Genomic DNA, 24,164 nt, shown 5'->3' with positions numbered 1-24,164 from the left:
TTCTCTAATTTCTCCATCATCTCATTTCTGACCTATAGTGGAAAGTTATTTTGCTAACAAGATGAGACTGGGGATTGGGGATTGGGGACTGAGATTTAGAATTCTTTCCCTACTCCCTTTATAAGAAGATTCATGGTGCGGCGCATGTATGCTTCTACTGGCTCAGTTGTGGGTTTGAATATCAGTGCATAGTATAGTGAACCGCTTACAAGATCAATAATTAAGTCTACGTCTGCATTCTTGTGAATTTCGCCTCTAGACTTAGCACGCTCAAGTATTTTAGAAAAGGCTTCACGTCGAAGTTTTGTATATTTTGTCCAATAGACCTCGGCAAATTGAGGATTGCTAGACGCTGTACTAACAATCAGCGCAAGTGTCTGACGACCAAGGGGACTATCTATTTTTTTAGCGGCATTATTAATCAGGATATCCATGTCTCCCCAAAAGCTGCCAGTATTAGGGATCGCTAAATCATCTCTCAGACTCTCAATCGCGTCTGCAACTAATTCTTCTTTGGAAGTATAACGCCGATAGATCGTCGTTTTACCAACTCCAGCACGAGAAGCGATCGCTTCTATACTCATATTTTCATACCCTACTTCTGCAAGCAAATCCAAAGTTGCTTGCAGAATCGCTTGGTCAGCGTGGATGCTGCGTGGGCGTCCAGAGGTGCTGTTAATTTGCTTACTCATAAAAATACCATCCCCAAGCAATATCTTTTTGGTCATTTACTCCACTGTTGGGCATAGAACATAGCTTCTGGGAAACAAATAAGCAGGATAACCCAATTCTTCTACACGAAAACAGCTGCAATGACCATCCATCTTTAGCATAGGTATTTCTGCCGCTTTTCAGGAAGAACTCCCTTGACCATTTTTATATGATACGCTACCGTAGCGTATGTATACAAAATTTAATTTTAGCTTTGGCATCAGCGTAGGCTAACCAAGGCATGGTTTGACATCTCCCAAATATTATTTGTGCTAAATAATGGCTACCAACATTAAAGGTTCTAGTATTGACCAATTTGGTTATGTTCACGGGCCATTGAAGTGGGCGATCGCATTTACGGCTTCTCTTGGTGCAATCCTAGAAGTAATTGATACTAGTATTGTCAACGTCGCTCTGACTGATATCCAAGCAACTTTGGGTGCAACAGTTAGTGAAGTGGGTTGGATAGTTAGCGGATATGCGATCGCTAACGTCGTCTTAATTCCCTTATCTGCATGGTTGGGAGATTACTTTGGGCGTAAAACCTACTTTATTTTCTCGCTGATTGGTTTTACGATTTCTTCTATTTTATGTGGGTTGTCCTTCAATCTACCGATGTTGATCGCGGCTCGAATTCTCCAAGGTTTATGCGGTGGCGGATTGCTAGCGAAAGCCCAGGCGATTTTATTCGAGACTTTTCCCCCAGCTGAACAAGGTTTAGCCCAAGCCGTTTTTGGCGTGGGTGTAATTGCTGGGCCAGCAATTGGCCCAACCTTAGGAGGATTCTTAGTAGATGGTTTAGGCTGGCGCTGGATTTTCTTTGTCAACATTCCCTTTGGGATCATCGCAGTCCTGATGTCTTTGGCATTTTTGCCAAAGAATAAAGATAAGAACGATACCCAAAATCAAGCTGTTGATTGGTGGGGAATTGGGTTTTTAATCGTGGCTGTGGGTAGCATACAAACTGTATTAGAAGAAGGGGAAACAGACGATTGGTTTTCCTCTAGTTTCATCGTCTCTCTCACTATCCTTGGGATTATCGGCTTGGGGTTGTTTATTTGGCGAGAACTGAAAACAGATCACCCGGCTGTAGATTTGAGAGTTTTACGTCACCGTTCTTTAGCTGCGGGAAGCGTTCTCTCGGCAGTGGTGGGTATGGGGCTTTATGGCGCACTCTTTGCTGTGCCGATATTTGCTCAAAGCGTGCTGCAATTTACGGCAACGCAGACAGGACTATTGTTAGCGCCTGGGGCTTTAGCGTCTGCGATCGGGATGGTTTTATTAGGCAAACTGAGTAGTATCGTTGATGCCCGATTTTTAATTGCGATCGGTGCTGTCGGCTCATCTGGAGTCATGTTTCAATTGGCAGCAATTACCCCACAAAGCGGGACAGACGATTTATTTTGGCCATTGGTATGGCGTGGAGCTTTTACTGTATTTATGTTTCTCCCTTTGAGTTTGGCAGTTTTAGGGCCGCTACCCAAAAAAGATATTTCTGCTGGTTCTGGTTTCTACAACCTGACTCGACAACTAGGTGGCAGTATTGGTATTGCCCTACTTACTACTCTGCTTGACCGCAGACAAAGTTTTCATCGAGACATCCTATTATCAAAACTTAGCCCTTATGACCCAGAAACCAGTCAACGTCTCGACTTGCTCAATGGGGCACTTCAAGGACAAGGCATTGATGCAGCAACAGCACAACAACAAGCGCTCGCTTTATTAAGTCAAACAGTAGATACTCAAGCTGCTGTTTTGTCTTACGCAGATTGCTTTCGAGTCGTAGGCATAGGATTCCTTTGCTCATTACCCCTATTATTATTCCTGGGTAAAGGCGGTGCAGGAGTGAAAGCGCCAGTCGGTCACTAAGCCGCATCCCTATTAGACATTCTTTGATTGCAAGACTGCGTAAAAACACTGAAAATTACAGCAACCAGTTAATACACAATGATTTATCTGGATGAAAAAAGTAAAAGTCCCACTCAGTTTTGAGCGGGACTATGTGAAGTCTTATTACTAAAATGAGAAATCTTAATCTTAGAAAAAGTTCATGATTGTAATAACCCCAACGCTGGTTAATATCATTAAAGCACCCATAATTATAGACTGGCCTAATGGATTGCTAAATTTTGCGTTGTTCATTTAAGTAAAATCCCTTTTATTAATAGTTCCTTAACCATATCAAAATCAGTATAAATATCTATAAAAGTATTGTAAAACTTAAATTACCTTAGCTTTTCTTAATAAATACCTCATCTGTGCTTATGTAATAATTTTTACTTGATGTTGAGCATTGATAAAGAGGCGGAGGGGAAAATTCTTCTCCCTTGCTTTGTCCCCAATCTCCAATCCCCATTCCCAAAATGTAGTAATTTCCACACAAAATAATTACCTTATCTCCGAGCGGAATACGCGTCTTAATGGGGTAAGATCGATCTTAATCAAGGTAAAAATATTTGAATAGAAGATTATCATGACAGTCTCCACGGCATCTAGAAACCAAGCGATCGCTTTTGACTTAGACAAATTAAACGAGCAATTTGAAACTGCCACACCCAAAGAAATACTGGCATGGTCTATAGAAAATATCCCAACGGGACTGGTGCAAACAAGCGCCTTTAACGTGGATGACATGATAATTAGCCATATTCTTTACAGTGAACTGAAGCATCCCGTTCCTGTAATTTTTCTTGACACCTTGCACCACTTCCCTGAAAGCCTAGAATTAGTTGCTAAAGCCATACAAATCTATAACCTAGATTTGCAAACTTTCAAAACTCCAGATGTAGATACCCGCGAAGCCTTTGAAGCCAAGTACGGCGATAAACTCTGGGACAAAGATATTGCCAAATTCCACCACATTACAAAAATTGAACCACTGCTACGAGGTCTAGACGAACTCAACAGCGTCGCTTGGATTACCGGACGCCGCCGTGACCAAGCAGTAACCCGTGCAAATATGCCCATATTTGAATTCGACGGTAAAGGTCGGCTGAAAGTAAATCCTATAGCTACTTGGACACGTCAAGACAGCTGGGTTTATGTAGCTGAACATGGAGTCATCTACAACCCCCTCCACGACCAAGGTTATCCCAGCATCGGCGACCAACCCATCACCACCAAAGTCGGCGAAGGCGAAGACGAACGCGCCGGACGCTGGCGGGGAAGTGATAAAACAGAATGCGGAATTCATATTTAAATGGAAGTAGGGAGTAGGTAAGAGTGGGGAATAAAAGAAAAGAAAAATTTCCCCTGACTCTCCCCTTGTCTGCTTACTCTGCGCCTCTGCGGTTAGATAAGACTATTACAGAACAAATTTAGCAAACAATTACAAACTGGCGATACCTTCAGCAACCCCTCTAGTGTATGCATTTTCAAGACGCTGTATAGCCTAGATGCGGCGATCGCTCAGTTAAGTGTAGTAGAGGGTGTTGCGATCGCAACATCTAGCATTACAACAAGATTCCGCAACTCATGTCAGGGCCTTAGTGCAACAGCCAAGATCGTAATGAAAGAAAACTAAGCGATCGCTGCTTTAACTAAAAACAAAGTCGCCATTCTGCAAGATACTAAAGATACTTGTGGTTGAGCAGTCAAAGGCTATGGAGATAATTACATCAGCACAATACCATCAACAGCATCTAGAAAGCCGCAAGGGTTATGAAGTTGCCTATAATACTGAAGGTTATGATCGCATTGTCAAATATAGCGACCTTTATATTACAGGTAGTTATCGAGAAGTTGAACTGCGACACGGAGTCCATCTGCTGCTGTATGATGGCAAATGGCTCAGAGACTTAAAGCTAGAAAGTCCGGTTGATACTCATCAATGGATTGTAGCCAGGTTTTCCCTGGCAGGAAGTGGTAGGATAGTGATTTCTGGAAATCAAGATAAATCTTTCAAAGCTGATTACTTACACGAAGCGGGTAAAAACTATTTATTTTATTTGTCAGATATTAAACAAATTGATGAAGTGGCAGTAGGTACAGAACTAACAATTTTAATTCTCTTCAACTTTGATTTCTTCAGATCATTTGCTACAGGTTCAGAAGTTCTACCCAAACCATTACAAGCACTGCTAGAGTCTGATACTCTACCTCTATTCCATCGTCAAGTTGGTCAAATCACCCACCAAATGCATTTAGCCTTAGAGCAAATCTTGCATTCTCCCCATCAGGGGATGATGAAGCGGATGTATTTAGAAAGCAAAATCATCGAACTTCTATCGTGGCAATTGACTCAGTTTGTCGAAACTCAACAGGAACAGTATCTATTTACTAATCTCAAGCCTGTTGATGTGGAAAAAATTTACCAAGCTAAAGAAATTTTAATTCAAAATCACATCCAGCCACCTTCACTGATTGATTTAGCACAGCAAGTCGGGCTGCATCATATGAAGCTAAAACTTGGCTTTCGTGAGATTTTTAGCACAACTGCATTTGGTTGTTTGCGGGATTATCGTTTGGAACAAGCAAAGCAGTTTTTACAAGAGGGCAAAATGACTGTGGAAGAAGTGGTAAATGTGGTTGGTTACTCACATCTAGGTCATTTTAGAAACGCTTTTAAGCGCAAGTTTGGTATTACCCCTGGTGCTTGTCGAGCCGGGAAAAAGATTGTTATGGAATGATGATTTTTTATTCTATGGAATAATAAGCATTGGGATTGGGAATAAGTTTTGTAGTGTGTGTTACGCCGCTCTCTTACGCACCCTACCAGATTAGATATGGAAATAAGAGAGTAAAAGTTAATACTACACTATCACCGTGACCAGTTCAAACTTGTCCTTTATGGCCTAATTTTTGTCCTCCATGGCCTAGATTTGTTGTCGTGTAAATACGTAAGCTCCTTAAAATAGTTGCAAATCTTTTTTAATAAAAATTTGGACTAAATTTGTGTGAGGAGCAATATCTTGCAACAACCTTGGCGATATTTTATTTTTAATCTAGGGATGGGGATTTTCGTCCACCTATTACTGACTCAAGCAGCTTTGGCTGAGTCAAAACAGAGTCAAGTCATCACTAAAATACCTACAGTCGTTGATTTCCAAGCGCTCTCAACCGATGCCAAAAACTTGTTATCTCAAAATATAGAGAATGATTTAGTGGTTAAAATCACTCAAGTTAGAGTGAACACCACAAATAAAGGAATTGACCTAATTTTAGAAACAACTGCATCGGAAAAATTGCAAATAGCTGTCAAGAGTCAAGGTAATAACTTTATTGCAGATATTAAAAATGCTCAATTGTTTCTGCCATCAGGTAACAAATTTAGCCAACAGCGACCAGCGCAGGGAATCACTGCCGTAACTGCTACTAACTTTGATGCCAATACTATCCGGCTAACAGTAACGGGTGAAGCGGGTTTACCAGTTGTGGAGTTGTATGATAGTCCGAGGGAGGGTTTGGTTTTTGCTGTTGCGAGTGCGGCGGCTTCTGGGCTACTTGGGCAACAACCACTTTCACAACAGTCGGAACCTCAACAGCCACTAAACCAGACACAACCACAGCAACCATCGGCTGAGGGTGATGAACCAATTGAGTTGGTGGTAACAGGGGAGCAAGATGGGTATCGCGTACCCAATGCTTCCGCCGCCACCAGAACCGATACGCCCCTGCGTGACATTCCCCAATCGATTCAAGTAATTCCTCAAGAGGTTCTGCAGGATCAACAAGTTACCAGTACTGCTGAGGCGCTCAAAAACATCACTGGTTTGACGATAAGCGGTGCCGGTGGTGCCAATACTGGTACTTCAGATGTCCAATTTAAGACTCGAGGGTTTGATGGCAATGCGATCAGGAATGGGTTGCCAACTGGATTTGCAGCTAATTCGATTGAAGTATCGAATATTGAGCGAATTGAATTGCTCAAAGGTCCAGCTTCAGTTCTGTTTGGTCAGGGCAGCCCAGGTGGGACGCTGAATGTGATTACCAAACAACCTCTGCGCGACCCTTTTTATGCCATTGAAGCAACCGTTGGCAGTGATGATCTTTATCGGGCTGCTTTGGATCTGTCTGGACCACTGAATAACTCAAAGACAGTATTATATCGACTGAATACGTCTTACCTGGATAGAGACGCAACCACTGATTTTTTCAACAACAGAGTGTTTTTCATTGCGCCTGTCCTGCGTTGGGACATTAGTGAGAAAACCAACTTGACTCTAGAGGCAGATTACACTGACCAAAAAACTGAAAATCCCGTGCGGGGTTTACCTGCCGAAGGCACTGTCCTTGCCAACCCCAATGGTAAAATACCGCTTAATCGCTACATTGGTGAACCTGACAGTAATCAAGAAACGAAGACGGGTAGAGTAGGATACAAACTGGAACATCAGTTGAGCGACAATTGGTCATTCCGAAACGCTTTCAATGCAACGTTCTTTCGATACAATCAGGACAAACTTGCCTTTCCTGTCAATCTTCAGGACGACAAGCGAACCCTGGATCGTATTGGTATTACCGACTATAAAGAGTATTACAATGCCTATAACTTGACAACAGATGTGATTGGTAAATTCTCCACTGGCTCGGTTCGCCATCAATTACTATTTGGAGTCGATCTCAGTCGAACCGACACCATTGAATCAAGCGGTAAGTATACCACTGCGCCATCCATTGACCTGTTCAATCCTGTGTATGGTCAGCCGTTAGGTACTGCTGTCAGTTCTCAATATAAGAGTTCTGGTTCGAGTGATGCACTGGGTGTTTATGTTCAGGATCAGGTCAATTTGACTAATAATCTGAAGTTGCTGCTAGGTGGGCGGTTTGACACCTCCAGATCCACAGGTAGAGATGACTTAGTCAATACAGAAAGCAGCAACTCGAGTGATGCCTTCACTCCTCGTTTTGGCATCGTCTATCAGCCCATAGAGCCGATTTCACTGTATGCCACCTACAGCCGCTCCTTTACCCCAAACACTGGACAAGATTTTTATGGCAATCTGTTTGAACCTGAACGCGGTACTCAGTATGAAGTGGGCATCAAGGCAGATATTAGCAGCAAACTATCGGCAACCCTTGCCTTTTACGACCTCACCAAGTCCAATATTCTCACGGCCGATCCAGATCCAGCTCATGTTAACTTTCAGATCCAAATTGGCGAACAGCGCAGCCGGGGGATTGAACTGGGCCTATCGGGTGAAATCTTGCCGGGATGGAAATTCTATGGTGGCTATGCCTACACTGATGCTCAGATTACAGATGATACCGATTCTAGTATTCTTGGTAAGAAATTGAGCAATACGCCAGAGAATTCCTTTAACCTGTGGACAACCTATGAAATTCAAAAAGGTTCCTTGCAAGGGTTGGGGTTTGGCCTGGGCTTTTTCTTTGTCGGCGACAGGCAAGCCGATTTAGAAAATAGCTTTAAATTGCCCAGCTATTTCACAACCGATGCTGCCATCTTCTACAAACGAGGACATTTACGCACACAGCTCAATTTCAAAAATTTGTTTGATGTAGACTACTTTGACACTGCCCTTAACCAGCTGCGTGTTTTCCCTGGTGAGCCGTTCACCGTACAGGGTACAATTTCTTGGGAGTTTTAAGGGAGCTGATCGCCAAAAGCCAACAATATTAACACTAGAACTTAATCAAATTGTTTCTCTAGTTGTAGAGCATCTACCATGCAAGAAAAATCCTTTCGTCATCTAGTTTTCACCCTACACCGCTACATTGGTTTAGTAGTGGGACTGATTGCAATTCTTGTCGGTTTGACAGGTAGCCTATTGGTCTTCCACACAGAAATTAGCAACCTCGATCAGCAGCGCCGAATTGGGACAATTACTCCTCAAGGTGAACCACTGCCAATTGAAGTTGTAATAAACACTGTAAAAAAGACATATAGCAATCAATCAGATGCAACTCTCCAGGCGATTTACCTGCCCTCCAAGCCAAATGAGCCGATGAATGTTGTCTTGAAAACCAAGGAAAAGGACTGGAATGAAAACTACGTGAACCCTTACACAGGAGCAATTCTCGGCAATAATTTCAAGTCAAGTTTTGTGAATAAGTTTTTTGAAATCGTCTATCCACTTCATTATGCCCTTTTAGGCGGTGACATTGGCTATAAGTTTGTGGGCATTATTGGTTTACTGATGTCCTTCATGAGCATTACAGGTATTATCCTTTGGCCGGGTTGGCGCAGGTTGATTTCTGGCTTCAAAATCAAGTGGAATGCTCATCCCAAACGGGTTAACTTTGATGTTCATAAAGTTGCTGGCTTGATCACAGCAGTATTTCTGATATTTGCATTCTTTACAGGATTTTGCTGGAGCTTTGGTGAGTTCATCAACCCGATGATCTATGCTGTCACCTTCTCCAAACAGCAACCGACTCCGGTATCTGTTCCCATTGCTGGTAAGTCTGCGTTAGGACTAAAAGAACAATTAAAAACGGCTATTGCTGCCTTACCGGATGCAACGCTTAGGAGAATTTACTTTCCAAGTAAACCAGAAGAAGCCTTAACAGTTAGCTTTAAGCTGACCCAAGAAGATGTAGACTCTGGTGAAAGCACTGCTTATCTTGACCAGTATAGTGGTAAAGTTTTGCGAGTAGATACTTCTTTGAAGGTATCGTTAGGCGATCGCATTATCAATTCCTTCGTCCCTTTGCACTACGGTACTTTCTGGGGACTGCCATCCCGAATTTTCTACGTCTTTGTCGGACTTGCACCGTTGGTTTTGTTCATCACTGGCTTTGTCATGTGGCGGTATCGCTATCAACCAAAAACTAGGATAAGCGATCGCTCAATAGAACTGTCACATTTACACCGCAATTAACTGACAATGTGCGATCGCAATCCTGATTTGAGGTTTTTCGTATTAAATACAACATTTCACTAGGTTAAAAATCTGAAAAAACTGATTTTGACAGTTGGGGGTGCAGAATGGGGATTCTAAGTAATTTTTTGGGGAGAGTACATCTTTTTGTACAATTTTCTAAGACTGAAGTGGTAAAAAATACAATAAGCCCAAGGGAAAAACGTAGAATATTGACGAGTCATTGGTAAGTTTGAGACATTTAAACAGTTCTCAATAGCTATTTGTCATTAATATGTAGACAAAGAACAAAAGACAAATATGATTAAAATCCTCCATCTCTCCGACATCCACATGGGAAGCGGCTTCTCCCACGGACGAATTAATCCTTCGACTGGATTAAACACACGATTGGAGGATTTTGTCAATACATTGTCTATATGTATTGACCGAGCGCTGACAGATACCGTTGATATGGTGATATTTGGTGGCGATGCTTTCCCGGATGCAACACCACCGCCTTATGTACAACAAGCTTTTGCCAGCCAGTTTCGCCGTCTCATGGATGCCAATATTCCGACAGTGCTGTTGGTAGGCAACCACGACCAACATTCCCAAGGACAGGGAGGGGCGAGTTTAAATATTTATCGCACGTTGGGAGTGCCAGGGTTTGTTGTTGGTGATACATTAACTACTCACTGCATCGGAACCCGTAATGGCAAAGTGCAAGTAATTACTCTGCCTTGGCTGACTCGTTCTACCTTAATGACTCGCCAAGAGACTGAAGGTTTATCTTTGGCGGAAGTCAACCAACTATTAACAGAACGTCTGCGAGTTGTTTTAGAAGGGGAAGTCCGCCGTCTTGACCCCGATGTACCTACTATCCTTTTAGCTCACTTGATGGCTGATAATGCAACCTTGGGCGCAGAACGCTTTTTGGCAGTTGGTAAAGGCTTTACTCTACCCCTATCTTTGCTGACGCGACCTTGTTTTGACTATGTAGCGTTAGGACACGTCCACCGCCATCAAAATCTAAATAAATCCAACAACCCGCCGGTGATTTATCCAGGGAGTATTGAGCGGGTAGATTTTAGCGAAGAAAAAGAAGACAAAGGCTATGTAATGCTGGAACTGGAGCGGGGAAGCGCTGAGTGGGAATTTTGCCCCTTAACAGTTCGGACTTTCCAAACCATTGAGGTGGATATCTCAAAAGCAGACGATCCGCAGGCGGTGTTAATGAAAGCGATCGCCAAGTATGATATTCAAGATGCTGTAGTGCGGCTAATTTACAAACTCCGCTCTGAACAGATGGATTTAATTGACAGTTCCTCTCTACATACTGCTTTAAGTGCCGCTCATACCTACACCATTCAAGCAGAATTAGTCAGTCAATTAGCCAGGCCCCGCATTCCTGAATTGAGTGCGAGTAGTAGCATCGACCCAATGGAAGCATTGAAAACTTACTTGAATAATCGCGAAGACCTCAAAGACATCGCAGCATCAATGATGGATGCAGCACAGAAGTTGCTAGCAGATGATGTGGAAGTTTGGCTAGAAGCAGCAACTAGTGAGTAGTTTGAAATAATTTGTAATTAGCAATTATTATGGAATAACGTAGACGCTTCGGCTTGCCGCAGGCTACCGCAGAGGCGCAGAGGGCACGGAGAAATCAGAGTTTTAGAGGTATTTTGTGTAAGGCCTATTTTCCACTCTCCAAAATATATGACGCAAACAATGCAAGCAAAGGCCATCGACTTACGCTATTTAATCGATAACTTTGGTATTGAGTTAGTTTTGGATGGCTCATTCTTCCGGGAATGGCAAGAAGATTTACCATAAATAAATGATTTAGATAAACAACTTTTAGATAAGGTAAAAATGGGTTATTTTAATCTTCTTAATTACCCACCTTTACTAAAAGATGTAGTCAGAATGGCAGTTATAGACCCATTGCTTTTTATTAGGGATTTTTATCTGGCTCCGTTTTATGTAAAATCAGAAGAATCTATAGATATTGCTGTGCCAGATGAAGATGTAATTATCAAAGGTAGAATAGATACCTTAGTTTTAAAAGAGCAATTTTGGGTGATGATTGTTGAGTCTAAAAAAGGTTCGTTTTCAGTCGAACAAGGACTCGCACAAATTCTTGCTTATCTGTTAGGAAATTGGGATAACGATAAACCTAGTTTTGGTATGATTGCCACGGGAAGCAAGTTTATTTTCGTCAAATTAGTGAAAGCAAATCCACCACGTTATGCTTTATCAAATGGTTTTTTGATGCGTAACCCTGGAAATCAATTGTACGACGTGCTACGTATATTGAAACGCCTGACTCAGTTGGTGGGTGCTTAAATTTTATCGCCTGATTATATATTTTACTAGGATGTGCGATCGCAAAATTATGATACTCAAGATGCTGTAGTGCAGCTACTTTGTTTCAAAAAAAAGCTTTTTTGGCTAAAAAATTCGAGTTTATACTACTATTTTGTATTAATCATCACATATTTCTTAGGAAATATTATGTATAGATGCAATCAAATTATTTCGCTTTCCAGCAGAAAAAACCCGTTTCTTGAAATTCCTTGGTAAATCAGACTTTTGATGATAAATTGCTCACCTAGTAAAAAAATCTAATCCAGATGATAAATATTATTCTATATACCCTATAATTCTTTTAATCACGGTATGCATGTAGAAATACCGTAGATTTAGGGGTGATTCTAATGAGCAAGTCGCAACAACCGACACAATTAAGTAAATTTCTAAGTGAAGGGATACAGGCTTATGTCATAAAAGCTTTGCAGAGTATACAATTCCGGTATCAACATGCAATTAAAAGTTGGTTGAATGGACGCAGTGTACAAAGCTTTGTGAGTCTGTTTTTAACAAGTATTTTTTTGAGTATAGCAGTTGCCTCCTGTTCTGGAAGCAGTTCAGCTAGCAAAAATGATGTTAAGCTAAAACTCGTATCTTTCTCTGTAACCAAAGCTGCACATGACCAGATAATTCCCAAATTTATCCAAAAGTGGAAGCAAGAACATAACCAAAACGTCACTTTTGAACAAAGTTATGGAGGTTCTGGCGCTCAAGCGGCTGCTGTCATTAACGGTTCGCAAGAAGCAGATATAGTACACTTGGCACTTCCTCTCGATGTCAGCAAGATTCAACAAGCAGGTTTGATTAAATCAGGTTGGGAAACCAAAGCTCCCAGAAATGGTATTGTTAGCAAATCGGTTGCTGCGATCGTCACCCGCGAAGGCAATCCAAAAGGTATCAATACTTGGGCAGACTTGGCAAAAGATGGCGTGAAAGTGATTGCAGCTAACCCAAAAACTTCTGGTATTGCTATCTGGGAATTCTTAGCTTTTTGGGGTTCGGTGAGTCTAACGGGAGGCGACGAAGCCACAGCATTAAATTATGTCACTAAAGTTTATAAAAACACCCCTGTTCTGACAAAAGATGCCCGTGAAGCAAGCGATTTATTTTTCCAAAAAGGTCAGGGAGATGTTTTAATTAACTACGAAAATGAGGTGATTTTGGCAGGTAAAAATGGGACAAAGTTGCCTTATGTTGTACCTCAAGTCAATATTTCTATTGATAATCCTGTAGCGGTAGTTGATAAAAACGTCGAGAAACACAGTACAAGAGAAGTTGCACAAGCCTTTGTTGATTTTCTTTACTCCACAGAAGCCCAACAGGAATTCGCAAAATTACAATATCGTCCTGTTAACCCCACCGTTAGCCAAGAAGTAGCATCACAACATCCACCAATTGAAACTTTATTCACATCTCAAGATTTAGGTGGCTGGGATATTATCCAGAAAAAGTTTTTTGGAGATGGAGCAATTTTTGACAAAGTGCAAGCTGCAAACAAAGCATGATATTTATTTTTTCATGCAGCATTCTCTAATTGCAGATAGCCAAGCATAATCAATTCGCAGTCATTTTAAAATTGATAATTTTATGAGCTTTCGTAGCCTATTCAAGGATAGTTTATTCCTGACATTTTTAATGATTCTTGCCAGCAGTATCACTGCCTGTAGCGGTAATGAGGAAAAGAAAAGTCAGGTGAGCATTGACGGTGCAGCTGTAGGTTTTCCGATTTCTTTAGCAGTTGCAGAAGAATACGGTAAAGTCAAACCTGAAGCTAAAGTAAGCGTTGCCTCAAGTGGTACTGGTGGTGGTTTCAGTAAATTTTGTAATGGCGATATTGATATAGCTGGTGCTTCTCGTACCATTAGAGATGAAGAAATCAAAAAATGTCAAAGTAAGAATATTCAATTTGTCGAATTGCCTGTAGCTTTAGATGGCATCGCCGTGATTGCCAACCGTAAAAATAACTTTGTCAAATGTCTAACTATTAAGGAACTGGGCAAGATTTGGGGCGGCAAATCAGACGGCAAAATCTTGGCATGGAATCAAGTTAATCCCAAGTTTCCTAACGAAAAGCTGAAGCTATATGCTCCATCTTCTGATACGGGAACATTCGATTATATGACTCAAGCTGTGACTGGCAAAGCCAAGAATGGCCGTACAGACTACACTGCCACTCAGAATCAAAACCTTCTCGTACAAGGAGTGTCAGGTGATGAAACAGCCTTGGGTTATGTTGGGATATCTTACTACATTCAAAATCAAGAGAAATTGAATCTAGTCGCTGTAGAAAGTCTTACTGGAAAGTGTGAAAAACCAGTTCCAGTTGATAATGTGATTAAAAATATCTATACACCTTTGTCTCGTCCTCTCTTCATCTATGTCAGCAAAAAATCTTTAGATACTAAGCCAGCAGTCAAGGAATTTGTAGATTTTTATCTAGAAAATTCTTGGAAGTGGGTAGATAGTGTAGGTTATGTAGCATTACCTGATGAAGCTTACCTCAAAGTCAAACAAAAATTTGCTACTGGAGAAACGGGGACAAAGTTCAAAAAAGCAAAACCAGGTGAACCAATTACAAACTTTATTTGAATAAAGTCTCAGGCATAGTAGTTTAATTTTAGTGAGAAGTTAATTGTTTATGCAAAATACTAATTCTCAAGATGGTCTTTATCTACAATCCAGAGAATCACTCGATAAAAATCCATCTGAAGACATTTCCGAAAAGATTGTTGCGGTAATTCTATTTGCTTGTGCTTTAGTTTCGGTTTTGACTACTTTTGGTATTGTCGTAATTATCTTTCAAGAGACATTCGGTTTTTTCCAAGAAGTCTCCTTTGCCCAATTCTTTCTTGATACTAAATGGACACCTCTATTTGCAGAGAAACATTTTGGCATTTGGCCTTTAATTAATGGCACTTTTTTAACTACAGCTATTGCAATGGCGGTTGCTATTCCTCTAGGTTTATCTTCTGCGATTTATTTAAGTGAGTATGCTCAACCCAAAGTAGCAGCTATTTTACGTCCAGCAGTGGAACTTTTGGCGGGAGTACCTACAGTAGTATATGGTTACTTTGCCCTGTTGTTCCTAACACCATTACTGCGAAATGTTATCCCTCTGGAAATATTCAACGCTTTGAGTGCGGGATTAATGATGGGGATAATGATTACTCCTACCGTTGGTTCTATTAGCTTAGATGCCATCCGAGCAGTTCCACGTTCTTTGCGAGAAGGATCTTACGCTTTAGGTATCACTAAACTAGAAACCATTTTTAAAGTAGTTCTACCAGCCGCACTTTCTGGAATCATCGCCTCGATTATTTTGGGTATTTCTCGAGCTGTGGGTGAAACAATGACTGTCCTCATCGCCGCCGGACAGCAACCAAGAATAACTATCAACTTTGCGGAATCAGTAGAAACAATGACAGCCTACATGGCACAAATTTCTGGTGGAGATAGTCCGCGTGGTAGTCTTAATTTCAAGACATTATATGCTGTAGGCGCTGTTCTGTTTCTACTTACCCTTGCTTTGAATATTGTTAGTTTCTGGATTGCTAATCGCTTTAAAGAAAAATACGACTAAATAAATATGGCTACAAGTTATCAACAAGATGATTCTCTAGATTCTGCGGCAGAATTTACCGATAATGTTGAAAGTAGAGAGACATTAGGTAAAGTATTTGAAGTACTTTTTTTGTTAGGATTGCTGATTGGTTTATTTGTCCTAGCGTTGCTACTTTTTGATATTTTGAAAGACGGATTAGGCAGATTTTTGTCACCCGGCTTTCTCACGGAAACTCCTTCTCGTTTTCCTGACCAAGGTGGCATTCGCCCTGCAATTATCAGCAGCATTCTTTTAGGGTTGGTTGTGATTTTCGTTACTGTCCCTATTGGTGTCGGGGCAGCTTTATATCTAGAAGAGTATGCACCTAAAGCTTGGTGGACAGCGATTATTGAGATTAATATCAGTAATCTGGCGGGTGTACCTTCTATTGTCTATGGATTGCTGGGTTTAGGGGTTTTCAATTATTTGCTTGGGTTTGGCCCCGCTTTGATTTCCGGTGCATTGACTTTATCCTTGTTGTCTTTACCAGTAATTATTGTGACATCTAGAGAAGCAATTCGCGCTGTCCCAGATTCGTTGAGAAATGCTTCTTACGGATTAGGTGTCACAAAATGGCGAACTATCAGCAATCATGTCATACCATACGCTGTTCCCGGTATTTTGACGGGGGTGATTATCTCTGTATCCCGCGCTATAGGTGATGCAGCTTCTCTGATTGTTGTAGGTGCTGTGGGTTTTCTCACCTTTAACCCTGGTTTGTTTCAGAGATTTATGGCATTACCCATTCAAATTTACAGTTACATCACTCGTCCTGAACCGGGTTTTGCTAGTGCAGCAGCAGCCACAATTATTGCGTTGTTACTCTTGATTTTAGTTCTAAATGGTGTAGCAATTTATATCCGGCAACGCTTCTCAATAAGTTAGGTAATTAAATATCTAATTGGATAGATTCACAGATATTAGGAGTTCAACCAAATGACTTATAGCAATAGTAGAAGTCAATCAGATAGTGCCACGATAGATCAAGATAATAGCGTCTTCAATGTTGAAGGTGTAAAGGTCTATTACAATGGATTTCTAGCACTTTTAGATGTCTATATAAAGATTCCTGATAAACAAATTATTGCTTTTATTGGGCCTTCAGGATGTGGTAAAAGTACCTTACTGCGTTGCTTCAATCGGATGAATGATTTAATCCCTGGAGCAAAGGTTGAGGGTAGACTGAATTATCGCGATCGCAATATTTACGATCCTAAGATCAATTCTGTCAAATTACGCCGCCAAGTCGGAATGGTTTTTCAAAGACCGAATCCTTTCCCGAAGTCAATCTACGAAAATATTTCCTTTGGGCCCCGTGCTAACGGTTTTAAAGGTAACGTTGATGAATTGGTGGAAGATTCCCTCAGACGCGCTGCCATTTGGGATGAAGTCAAAGACAAACTCAAAGAGAAAGGTACTGCATTATCTGGCGGACAACAGCAACGGCTTTGCATTGCTCGTGCGATCGCGATGAAGCCAGATGTATTATTGATGGATGAACCATGTTCTGCTCTTGACCCAATTTCTAGCCGCCAAGTAGAAGAACTCTGCTTACAACTCAAGGAGCAATACACCATCATCATGGTGACACACAATATGCAGCAAGCTTCTAGAGTGGCAGATTTCACGGCTTTCTTCAATACAGAAATTGACGAACATGGCAAACGTCGCGGCAAATTAGTTGAGTTTAATCCGACAGCGCAAATGTTCAGTTCTCCTCAAACTAAAGAAGCTGAAGATTATATCAGTGGACGCTTCGGTTAAAGAGCTTGTCTTAAGTATTTAGGATAATAGACAACCTTGTACAATAAGGTAAAACTTTGTACAGGGTTTTGTTTTGTGATACCAGACTCACTAAAATAGCGGTACTACAGACTCAATCTATAATACGTAGGAGAGTGACCCTATGCTGCATAACACTCAAAAAATTTTGTTTGAGTTTTATCTGAATCTTCGATTAGTCTATTTCTCCGACATCCCGTAGCACTGCATCAATGAGGCTAGGTCGGATATAAATTCCATTGGTGCGTAACTGCTCAATATATACTTTAAGTTCAACAATCAAGCCTGCTTTTTTCGCCTTACGCAAAATGCCAAGAGTACCTATCCGGCGAATTCCTAAGCGTTCTGCAACCCTTCGTGCTTGAGCATCATCCAAAAGTACCGTACTATCTGGAGTGGACTGAGCCAAGGCAATAGCTTCAGCTTCTCCACGATCAACTAGGATTGATAATGGTTCTAATATCAGGGCTTCAGGGGCTTGAATTTCCAACCAAGTTAACTGACTGACGGCTTGTGCGCCAGGTAAACCTATACCTTGGATTGTTACTTCATCCCATACGGCTGTGGGAACTAATATTCGCTGATAAAGTTGGGGTAAAAGTTCCAGGTGCGCGATAATTGCCAAGGAAATGAGGGGGCTGCTATCGGCAACGATGACAGAGTTAATCATCGCGCAATTCGTCGGCGATTTGGTCATCATCTAAGTTGATAACCGGGATTTGCAAACGTCCTAGTTCGTACATGAACTGCGGTTTGTTCATGCTGCAAAAGGCGGCGGCTTTACCAAGCGATAATCGGCGTAGCTCAAATAGTTTAACTGCGAGCAAAAATGTGAGTTCTGCTTCTAACGCTTGGGGTGATTTACCGGAGGTAATAAGTAAGTCATCGGGATAATGAAGGGATAGGATGTGCATGATTCACTTCTGTGTTCCTGATTCCTAATTCTGTCTTGATTATGGCTTACAGCAGTCCAACTTTGTGATGGGCTGATGTTGCTTTGCATTAGCTTAATTCTGGAAAATATGCTGAGGCTTAATAGTCCGAAATTGAAGTAATATTTATTTAAGATTAGTACTTATACTGTGTATTATGTTTAAGCCTCTGTCATTTGCTTTAGTTGCAGCTACTGTTTTAATAGGATCAATCAATAGTCCTAGTGCTACATTAGCTCGAACTTGTGCCTCTAAGTGTGGGTCGCACCCAATTCAGTTTACACCTGGGCAACACATCCGAGTTGAAGTTATAAATAGCACACCAAACCTGATAAAAATTCAAAAACCCTCTGGGACTGACGCAATATCCTTGAGTCCAGGACAGAAATTAAATCTAGAACAACTAGAGGGTACAGAACCAAATACATCTCTGATATTTTGGAGCGAAAAGGGTTTATCACTACAAGCAATTGTCTCAAAACCCAACTTTGGCACATTGCGGCTCGAACTCCGTCCGACTTGGCGCTCTCCAGGCGATCGCTCGTTATATATTATGGATGATGGCAGAATAAACGTATTATAGGTAGCAAATAATGTTATTAGTTATGAGTTAAGAAGCAAATTTGAATTCAACACTCATAACTGAAAACTCCTAACTTTTATTGTGCTAGACCGACCTGTATCTGAACTTTCAAAGCCTCGCAGGCGCTTACCCGATCAGCGCTGGCAAATTTATCCGCAAAAACCAGAATTTGCCCAAAATCTGGCAGCTTTGACAAATCTTTCACCGATTATCAGCCAGTTGTTGATCAATCGGGGTATGGAAACACCAGAACAGGTACAAGCATTTTTAGATCCAGAGTCTTTAGTTTTACCTTCGCCGTTAGAAGATTTCCCAGATTTGGCAATTAGTTTGGAGTTGTTGCAAAATGCGATCGCTTCTCAAACAAAAATTGCTATTTGTGGTGATTATGATGCTGATGGTATGACCAGCACTGCTCTACTTTTACGTAGTCTCCGCACTTTAGGCGCACAAGTAGATTATGCTATTCCCAGCCGAATGCACGAAGGCTACGGTATTAATAAACGCATAGTTGAAGAATTTCACAGCGAAGGTGTGGGATTAATTCTGACTGTAGATAATGGCATCTCTGCGTTTGAACCAGTTGCTAGGGCTAGAGAACTTGGTCTTGCAGTTATTATCACCGATCACCATGATATCCCCCAAAAATTACCACCAGCTAACGCTATTCTTAATCCCAAACTAATAGCCGAATCCTCACCTTATCGGGGTGTTGCTGGTGTTGGTGTTGCCTACATCTTGGCAGTGTCTCTAGCACAACAGTTAGGGGAGACTAGGGGTTTGATCCAGCCGATGCTAGCACTATTTACGCTGGGAACGATCGCAGATTTAGCCCCCTTAACTGGCGTAAATCGCCGTTGGGTGAAACGTGGTTTACAGCATTTACCCAAATCCAACTTAGCTGGTGTACAGGCGTTAATTCAGGTAGGTGGAGTGCAAGCGAGGGGAGATGAGAAAGCAGGGGAAGCAGGGGAGCAGGGGAGCAGGGTAGCAGAGAAGAAAATCTCCAATCCAAAATCACTCAAGCCTGAAGATATCGGGTTTCGTCTGGGGCCGCGCATTAATGCTATTGGTCGGATTGGTAATCCCCAGACTGTGATTGAATTGCTGACTACAGATGATATGGGGTTGGCGCTGGAAAGAGCAATGCAGTGCGAACAAATCAACGCTTCTCGCCAGGAGATGTGTCAGCAAATTGAACAAGAAGCGAGCGCTTATGTAGAGACAGAATTTGTTGCGTCTCTACAAAAAGACCGTGTATTAATTGTTGTTCAACCCAATTGGCATCATGGCGTTATTGGGATTGTCGCCTCCCGCTTGGTAGAACGCTACGGCGTTCCGGTGTTTATCGGGACTTATGAGGATGAGGGACATATACGCGGTTCTGCACGCTCTATTCCAGAGTTTCATGTGTTTGAAGCTTTGGAATATTGTCACGATTTACTAGGTAAATTTGGTGGACACAAAGCAGCTGGGGGATTCTCTCTACCAGCAGAGAATTTACAGATGATGCGATCGCGTTTGATTGAGTTTGCTAACCAGTGTCTTGAACCCCGGCATCTCAAGCCTCTGCTCAAAATTGATGCCGAAGTCAACCTTAATCAGATCAATCAGCAGCTTTATCAACAGCTTAATGCTCTGCACCCTTGCGGTATGGACAACCCCGATCCAGTTTTTTGGACACCTAATGTTCAAGTGGTTGAGCAAAAAATTGTCGGTAAGGGTCACATCAAACTGACAATTGCCCAAACTATCGATAATCAGGAGTATCAAATCAAAGCGATCGCCTGGCGTTGGGGCGACTATTTCCGCTTACCATCGCGAGTGGATATCGCTTACAAACTGCGAGAAAATTACTTTAACGGCAACACCACCATCGAGCTAGAGTTAATCGGTGTCAGGTTGCCAATTCAGCTTCAACAATTTTTTGCTTCGCCACCTATTCAGTCAAGCACCAACTTTGAATATAACCAGCGACAGTATACTTGTGGTTTCTATAAAAACGGTATTGAAGCAGAATTAAGAATTAAAAATTCTGAAGGGAAAGTCTTAGCCATGCAGCCAGGACATATAATTGGTTTGCTGGGGACTGATCGTCAAAATGCCAAAGAAGTTGATATCTCTCAACCACAGTATGACAATATTATCCAAGCTGCCCTTCAGGCTTTATCAGTATTGAGTGCTGATTTATGAGTTCTCAGTTTTAAATTCCAAAATTTTCTTCTACTCAGCACTCAGCACTCAGCACTCTTATAGGTTGCCGTTGCGAAATGCCAGCACAAAGATTACTGCTGGCCCAGCAATCACAATTAGCGCCACGGACAGCAATTGGAAGATAACTTCCCAATTGATACTGGTAAAAGCGTTAAACAAGTCAGACACAGCATCAAACATTTTTCCTTTCTCCTTTCAATTGCCTTAAAAAATTCAATAACTTAATTACAAAACCCGCAATCGATCATATCTGGCTATGGGTTGTTAGATTTAATTTACTTAACAAAATTATAAGAAAAGACATAAAAACGTAAAATAGGGGATTGGGAATGGGGCATTGGGAATTAGGTATAAGTTATTCTCTCCTTGTCCCTAATCCCCAATCCCCAATCTCTAATCCCCAATCCCCAGTCCCCAATCTCTAATCCCCAATCCCCAATCCAAAATGTCAACTTGGCAATGTGTAAAGCAATGTGGAGCCTGCTGTAATCTTGATCCAGCAGATCGTCCAGACTTAGAAGAGTATCTCTCACCACCAGAACTAGAACTCTACCTCAGCATGGTAGGCGAAGGGGGATGGTGCGTTAATTTCGACCATACCACGCGAGAATGTCGCATCTACTCAAGTCGTCCTCAGTTCTGTCGTGTGGAATCAGAAGTGTTTCAAGATATGTACGGGGTTGAACCAGAAGAAGTCAACGATTTTGCTATTGACTGCTGTCGCCAGCAAATAGAAGGAGTTTATGGCGATCGCAGTCTGGAAATACTACGCTTTAATCAAGCTGTTGGGCTGTAAGTAGTATGCAAGGAAGTAAAGATACCCAATAATTTTTTGCCTCTATCTGCGAAGTTGCAATTTATTACAACAATCTGAGAATATGATAGAAATATGAAAGCACCCTAGCAACCAAAACTACTACCTGTGAAACTTGACTCTGCACCTTTGGGCATTTCTGGCATAACTCAGTCTGAGGTTGAGCTAGAACTAAAAGACAGCAATGATTTTAACTTAACTGATGGAGCGATCGCTCCATCAGTTGATCCTGTAGTTGCCGATAGTCCTCAAAAGCAGCAATCAGCGCTAGTAGTTTTTGGTACAACTTTTATCACTATTTTTCTAGCAGAAATTGGAGATAAAACTCAGCTATCCACTTTGTTAATGAGTGCAGAATCTCATTCGCCGTGGGTGGTATTTATCGGTTCGGCGGCGGCGCTGATCAGCACCAGCTTATTAGGCGTACTTTTAGGTAGTTGGATAGCCAGTCGACTCAGCCCAAAAACCGTAGAAAAATCAGCAGGCGTGATGTTGTTGGTAATTTCCCTAATGCTGTTTTGGGATGTATTTCAAGGTTAGTTAGAAGTTATTCTCCCCCTGCTCCCCCTGCTCCCTCATCTCCCCCTTAATTATATGGATTGGCATCTTTTAGGACTAAGCTTTATTACAGTTTTTTTATCAGAATTGGGTGATAAAAGTCAGCTAGCAGCGATCGCACTTTCAGGGCGTTGTAATTCTCCGCGTGCAGTGTTTTTTGGTGCAGCAGGCGCATTGCTGTTGACAAGCTTGTTGGGATCGTTAGCAGGGGGTGCAGTAGCCGAATTATTACCTACACGCGTTCTAAAAGCGATCGCGGCTGTCGGATTTGCCATCCTTGCCGCACGATTGCTGTTATTTAACAATGAACCATCGGTAGATTCTGAACAATTACCCTAAAGAAGAATTCAGAATCCAGGAATCAGAATCAATACGCTTGGGTTAAGGGCGACTAGCAACAATTTGGGGTTTTCGAGACGCGATAAATCCCCGTCTCTACAGGTGTTTTCGGCTTATCTGAACTGTATTGGAATCAGAATTACTCTTTGTGGAGGATTGGAATTCTCCAAAGACTTGAATTCATACTGAATAGACATCTCCAGAAATTAAATATGCGTTACCCATAATCCTTGTAGAGATGTAGCACTGCTACGTCTCTACATTCTTTTTCGGAGATGTCTAATTCTGACTCCTGAGTTCTGAATTCTTCCTCACAAAGTTTCCCAGCCAGTTCCTTTGTAGCCGTATTGAAAAATTTCTGGATGCAAAATTTCTGCCAAAATTTCTAGAGAATCTACCAGTCGTGGCCCTGGGCGATTGAAGTATGAATTACCATCAGTGATGTAGACCCTACCAGTTTCAGTCGCGTGTAGTTTGCCCCACTCTGGGCGTTGAGTTAACAACTGAGCTTCTTCGCGAGTGCGATTTAAATCAAAACCACAAGGCATAAAAACAATTACATCTGGATTTGTTGTTAATAGAGTTTCCCACGGCAAGACAGGAGAAGGCTGACCTGTAGCGCAAAATAGAGACTGTCCTCCTGCTAAGTTAACTAATTCAGGAATCCAATTCGCAGCGACCATCAAAGGATCAATCCACTCGATACATACTACAGTAGGGAGTTCATGTAAAGAAAGTCCTTGGATTTTGTGGTGACAAATTTTGACGCGGGCTTCTAAATTTTCTAAGACTTTTACCGAGTCTACGCCAAAAATGTTGCCGACTCGTTCAATATCAGTCCAAACATCCTGGAGAATATTGGGTTGTAAAGAAATAATCTGAGGTTTACTGTCAACGAGTGTGGCAACTGCCTTTTCAACTTCGTGTAAGCTGACAGCACAAACATCGCACTGGTCTTGAGTGAGAATGTGGGTAGGCTGCAACTGCTCTAAAACATCTGTTTTGATTTCATAAATACTAAGAGCAGATTGCAATAATTTGTTCACTTCATCGTTAATCTGGCTGCTGGAGGCATTGGAGTTTAAACGTGCTTGCGTACAAATGGGGCGATTGTGAATTTCTGGAGGGTAATCGCATTCGTGCGATCGCCCCACAATAGCATTAACCAACCCTAGTGCTGCTAAAATCTCTGTTCCACCGGGAATCAGGGAAACAATTCTTACATTATTATCTGTCATCGCTCCACCTCCATAAAAGCTGCCGTTACCTTGATTTTGACAAAATTTGAGTCATTAGGTATCTTTCTCTAGGAGAATCAAGGGTGTTTTAGTAGTCAGCACTAAGCAATAACTTTAACTGGGTATTGGGGACTGGAGACTGAAGATGAGGGATTAAATATTAAGAATTAGTATCAAATATTAAGGATTAACAAAGATTTTTCCAGTTCTCAGTCCTCAAAACTAAGTTCAAAACATTATACTAATTAACAGTATCT

Annotated in this window: 21 protein-coding genes and 1 pseudogene; 17 read left to right on the top strand and 5 right to left on the bottom strand. The window is 41.6% G+C overall.

The window, feature by feature from the left end; translation table 11 throughout:
- Positions 1-95: 95 nt before the first annotated feature.
- A complete protein-coding gene (locus HWQ39_RS01670) occupies positions 96-692 on the bottom strand; it encodes a TetR/AcrR family transcriptional regulator (protein ID WP_292840642.1) in 597 nt (198 codons plus the stop codon).
- 298 nt (positions 693-990) lie between these two features.
- Between HWQ39_RS01670 and HWQ39_RS01665 the strand changes: the two genes are divergently transcribed.
- The 12 genes and pseudogenes from HWQ39_RS01665 to pstB all read left to right on the top strand — a co-directional run bounded on the left by HWQ39_RS01665 (position 991) and on the right by pstB (position 17,211).
- Positions 991-2,580 (top strand): DHA2 family efflux MFS transporter permease subunit, encoded by a 1,590-nt coding sequence (locus HWQ39_RS01665; protein WP_292840639.1) that lies wholly within the window; start codon positions 991-993, stop codon positions 2,578-2,580.
- 604 nt (positions 2,581-3,184) lie between these two features.
- Complete coding sequence (gene cysH / locus HWQ39_RS01660) at positions 3,185-3,910, top strand: phosphoadenosine phosphosulfate reductase (RefSeq protein ID WP_292840636.1); 726 nt, start codon at positions 3,185-3,187, stop codon at positions 3,908-3,910.
- A gap of 382 nt (positions 3,911-4,292) precedes the next feature.
- The gene (locus HWQ39_RS01655) at positions 4,293-5,339 is read left to right on the top strand and encodes an AraC family transcriptional regulator (RefSeq protein WP_292840633.1); all 1,047 of its coding nucleotides are present in this window, start codon (positions 4,293-4,295) and stop codon (positions 5,337-5,339) included.
- Between the two features lie 267 nt (positions 5,340-5,606).
- Positions 5,607-8,258, top strand: a complete 2,652-nt coding sequence (locus HWQ39_RS01650) for a TonB-dependent siderophore receptor (protein ID WP_292840630.1) — start codon at positions 5,607-5,609, stop codon at positions 8,256-8,258.
- Between the two features lie 78 nt (positions 8,259-8,336).
- Positions 8,337-9,491 carry a PepSY domain-containing protein gene (locus HWQ39_RS01645; protein WP_292840627.1) on the top strand — a complete coding sequence of 385 codons (1,155 nt, stop codon included), beginning with the start codon at positions 8,337-8,339 and terminating at the stop codon, positions 9,489-9,491.
- A gap of 300 nt (positions 9,492-9,791) precedes the next feature.
- The gene (locus HWQ39_RS01640) at positions 9,792-11,045 is read left to right on the top strand and encodes an exonuclease SbcCD subunit D (RefSeq protein WP_292840624.1); all 1,254 of its coding nucleotides are present in this window, start codon (positions 9,792-9,794) and stop codon (positions 11,043-11,045) included.
- Between the two features lie 147 nt (positions 11,046-11,192).
- Positions 11,193-11,822, top strand: a pseudogene (locus HWQ39_RS01635) (restriction endonuclease subunit R).
- Between the two features lie 371 nt (positions 11,823-12,193).
- Positions 12,194-13,351, top strand: a complete 1,158-nt coding sequence (locus HWQ39_RS01630) for a sulfate ABC transporter substrate-binding protein (protein ID WP_292840621.1) — start codon at positions 12,194-12,196, stop codon at positions 13,349-13,351.
- Positions 13,352-13,433: 82 nt separating this feature from the next.
- On the top strand, positions 13,434-14,435 hold the full coding sequence (locus HWQ39_RS01625) for a PstS family phosphate ABC transporter substrate-binding protein (protein WP_292840617.1): 1,002 nt from the start codon (positions 13,434-13,436) through the stop codon (positions 14,433-14,435).
- Between the two features lie 49 nt (positions 14,436-14,484).
- On the top strand, positions 14,485-15,426 hold the full coding sequence (gene pstC, locus HWQ39_RS01620) for a phosphate ABC transporter permease subunit PstC (protein WP_292840614.1): 942 nt from the start codon (positions 14,485-14,487) through the stop codon (positions 15,424-15,426).
- Positions 15,427-15,432: 6 nt separating this feature from the next.
- Complete coding sequence (gene pstA / locus HWQ39_RS01615; protein WP_292840611.1) at positions 15,433-16,332, top strand: phosphate ABC transporter permease PstA; 900 nt, start codon at positions 15,433-15,435, stop codon at positions 16,330-16,332.
- Between the two features lie 51 nt (positions 16,333-16,383).
- Positions 16,384-17,211, top strand: a complete 828-nt coding sequence (pstB, locus tag HWQ39_RS01610; RefSeq protein WP_292840608.1) for a phosphate ABC transporter ATP-binding protein PstB — start codon at positions 16,384-16,386, stop codon at positions 17,209-17,211.
- 193 nt (positions 17,212-17,404) lie between these two features.
- Here the strand turns inward: pstB and HWQ39_RS01605 are convergent, their stop codons facing one another.
- Both HWQ39_RS01605 and HWQ39_RS01600 read right to left on the bottom strand, forming a co-directional pair.
- Positions 17,405-17,899 carry a DUF3368 domain-containing protein gene (locus tag HWQ39_RS01605; protein ID WP_292840605.1) on the bottom strand — a complete coding sequence of 165 codons (495 nt, stop codon included), beginning with the start codon at positions 17,897-17,899 and terminating at the stop codon, positions 17,405-17,407.
- Positions 17,892-18,143 (bottom strand): UPF0175 family protein, encoded by a 252-nt coding sequence (locus HWQ39_RS01600; RefSeq protein ID WP_073645131.1) that lies wholly within the window; start codon positions 18,141-18,143, stop codon positions 17,892-17,894. Before HWQ39_RS01600 ends, HWQ39_RS01605 begins: the two co-directional genes overlap by 8 nt.
- 175 nt (positions 18,144-18,318) lie before the next feature.
- On the opposite strand from HWQ39_RS01600, the gene HWQ39_RS01595 reads away from it, so the two are divergent.
- Positions 18,319-18,744: a hypothetical protein gene (locus HWQ39_RS01595; protein ID WP_292840602.1), complete on the top strand. Its 426-nt coding sequence runs from the start codon at positions 18,319-18,321 to the stop codon at positions 18,742-18,744.
- Positions 18,745-18,825: 81 nt separating this feature from the next.
- A complete protein-coding gene (locus HWQ39_RS01590; protein WP_292840599.1) occupies positions 18,826-20,937 on the top strand; it encodes a DHH family phosphoesterase in 2,112 nt (703 codons plus the stop codon).
- Positions 20,938-20,994: 57 nt separating this feature from the next.
- Here HWQ39_RS01590 and HWQ39_RS01585 read toward each other — a convergent pair whose 3' ends face one another.
- On the bottom strand, positions 20,995-21,138 hold the full coding sequence (locus HWQ39_RS01585) for a photosystem II reaction center protein Ycf12 (RefSeq protein WP_069068686.1): 144 nt from the start codon (positions 21,136-21,138) through the stop codon (positions 20,995-20,997).
- A 265-nt stretch (positions 21,139-21,403) separates the two neighbouring features.
- Here HWQ39_RS01585 and HWQ39_RS01580 point away from each other — a divergent pair, with 265 nt between their 5' ends.
- From HWQ39_RS01580 to HWQ39_RS01570, 3 genes are all read left to right on the top strand, one after another.
- Positions 21,404-21,754, top strand: a complete 351-nt coding sequence (locus HWQ39_RS01580) for a YkgJ family cysteine cluster protein (RefSeq protein WP_292840596.1) — start codon at positions 21,404-21,406, stop codon at positions 21,752-21,754.
- Positions 21,755-21,880: 126 nt separating this feature from the next.
- Positions 21,881-22,312 carry a TMEM165/GDT1 family protein gene (locus HWQ39_RS01575; protein ID WP_292840593.1) on the top strand — a complete coding sequence of 144 codons (432 nt, stop codon included), beginning with the start codon at positions 21,881-21,883 and terminating at the stop codon, positions 22,310-22,312.
- A 54-nt stretch (positions 22,313-22,366) separates the two neighbouring features.
- Positions 22,367-22,669, top strand: coding sequence for a TMEM165/GDT1 family protein (locus HWQ39_RS01570; protein WP_292840590.1), 303 nt, complete (start codon positions 22,367-22,369; stop codon positions 22,667-22,669).
- 311 nt (positions 22,670-22,980) lie between these two features.
- Here the strand turns inward: HWQ39_RS01570 and HWQ39_RS01565 are convergent, their stop codons facing one another.
- On the bottom strand, positions 22,981-23,907 hold the full coding sequence (locus HWQ39_RS01565; RefSeq protein ID WP_292840587.1) for a cobalamin-binding protein: 927 nt from the start codon (positions 23,905-23,907) through the stop codon (positions 22,981-22,983).
- Positions 23,908-24,164 lie beyond the last annotated feature (257 nt).

It is taken from the genome of Nostoc sp. NMS8 (assembly GCF_017115045.1).
Classification (GTDB): Bacteria; Cyanobacteriota; Cyanobacteriia; order Cyanobacteriales; family Nostocaceae; genus Nostoc.
This window is presented reverse-complemented; position numbering and strand designations above follow the sequence as displayed.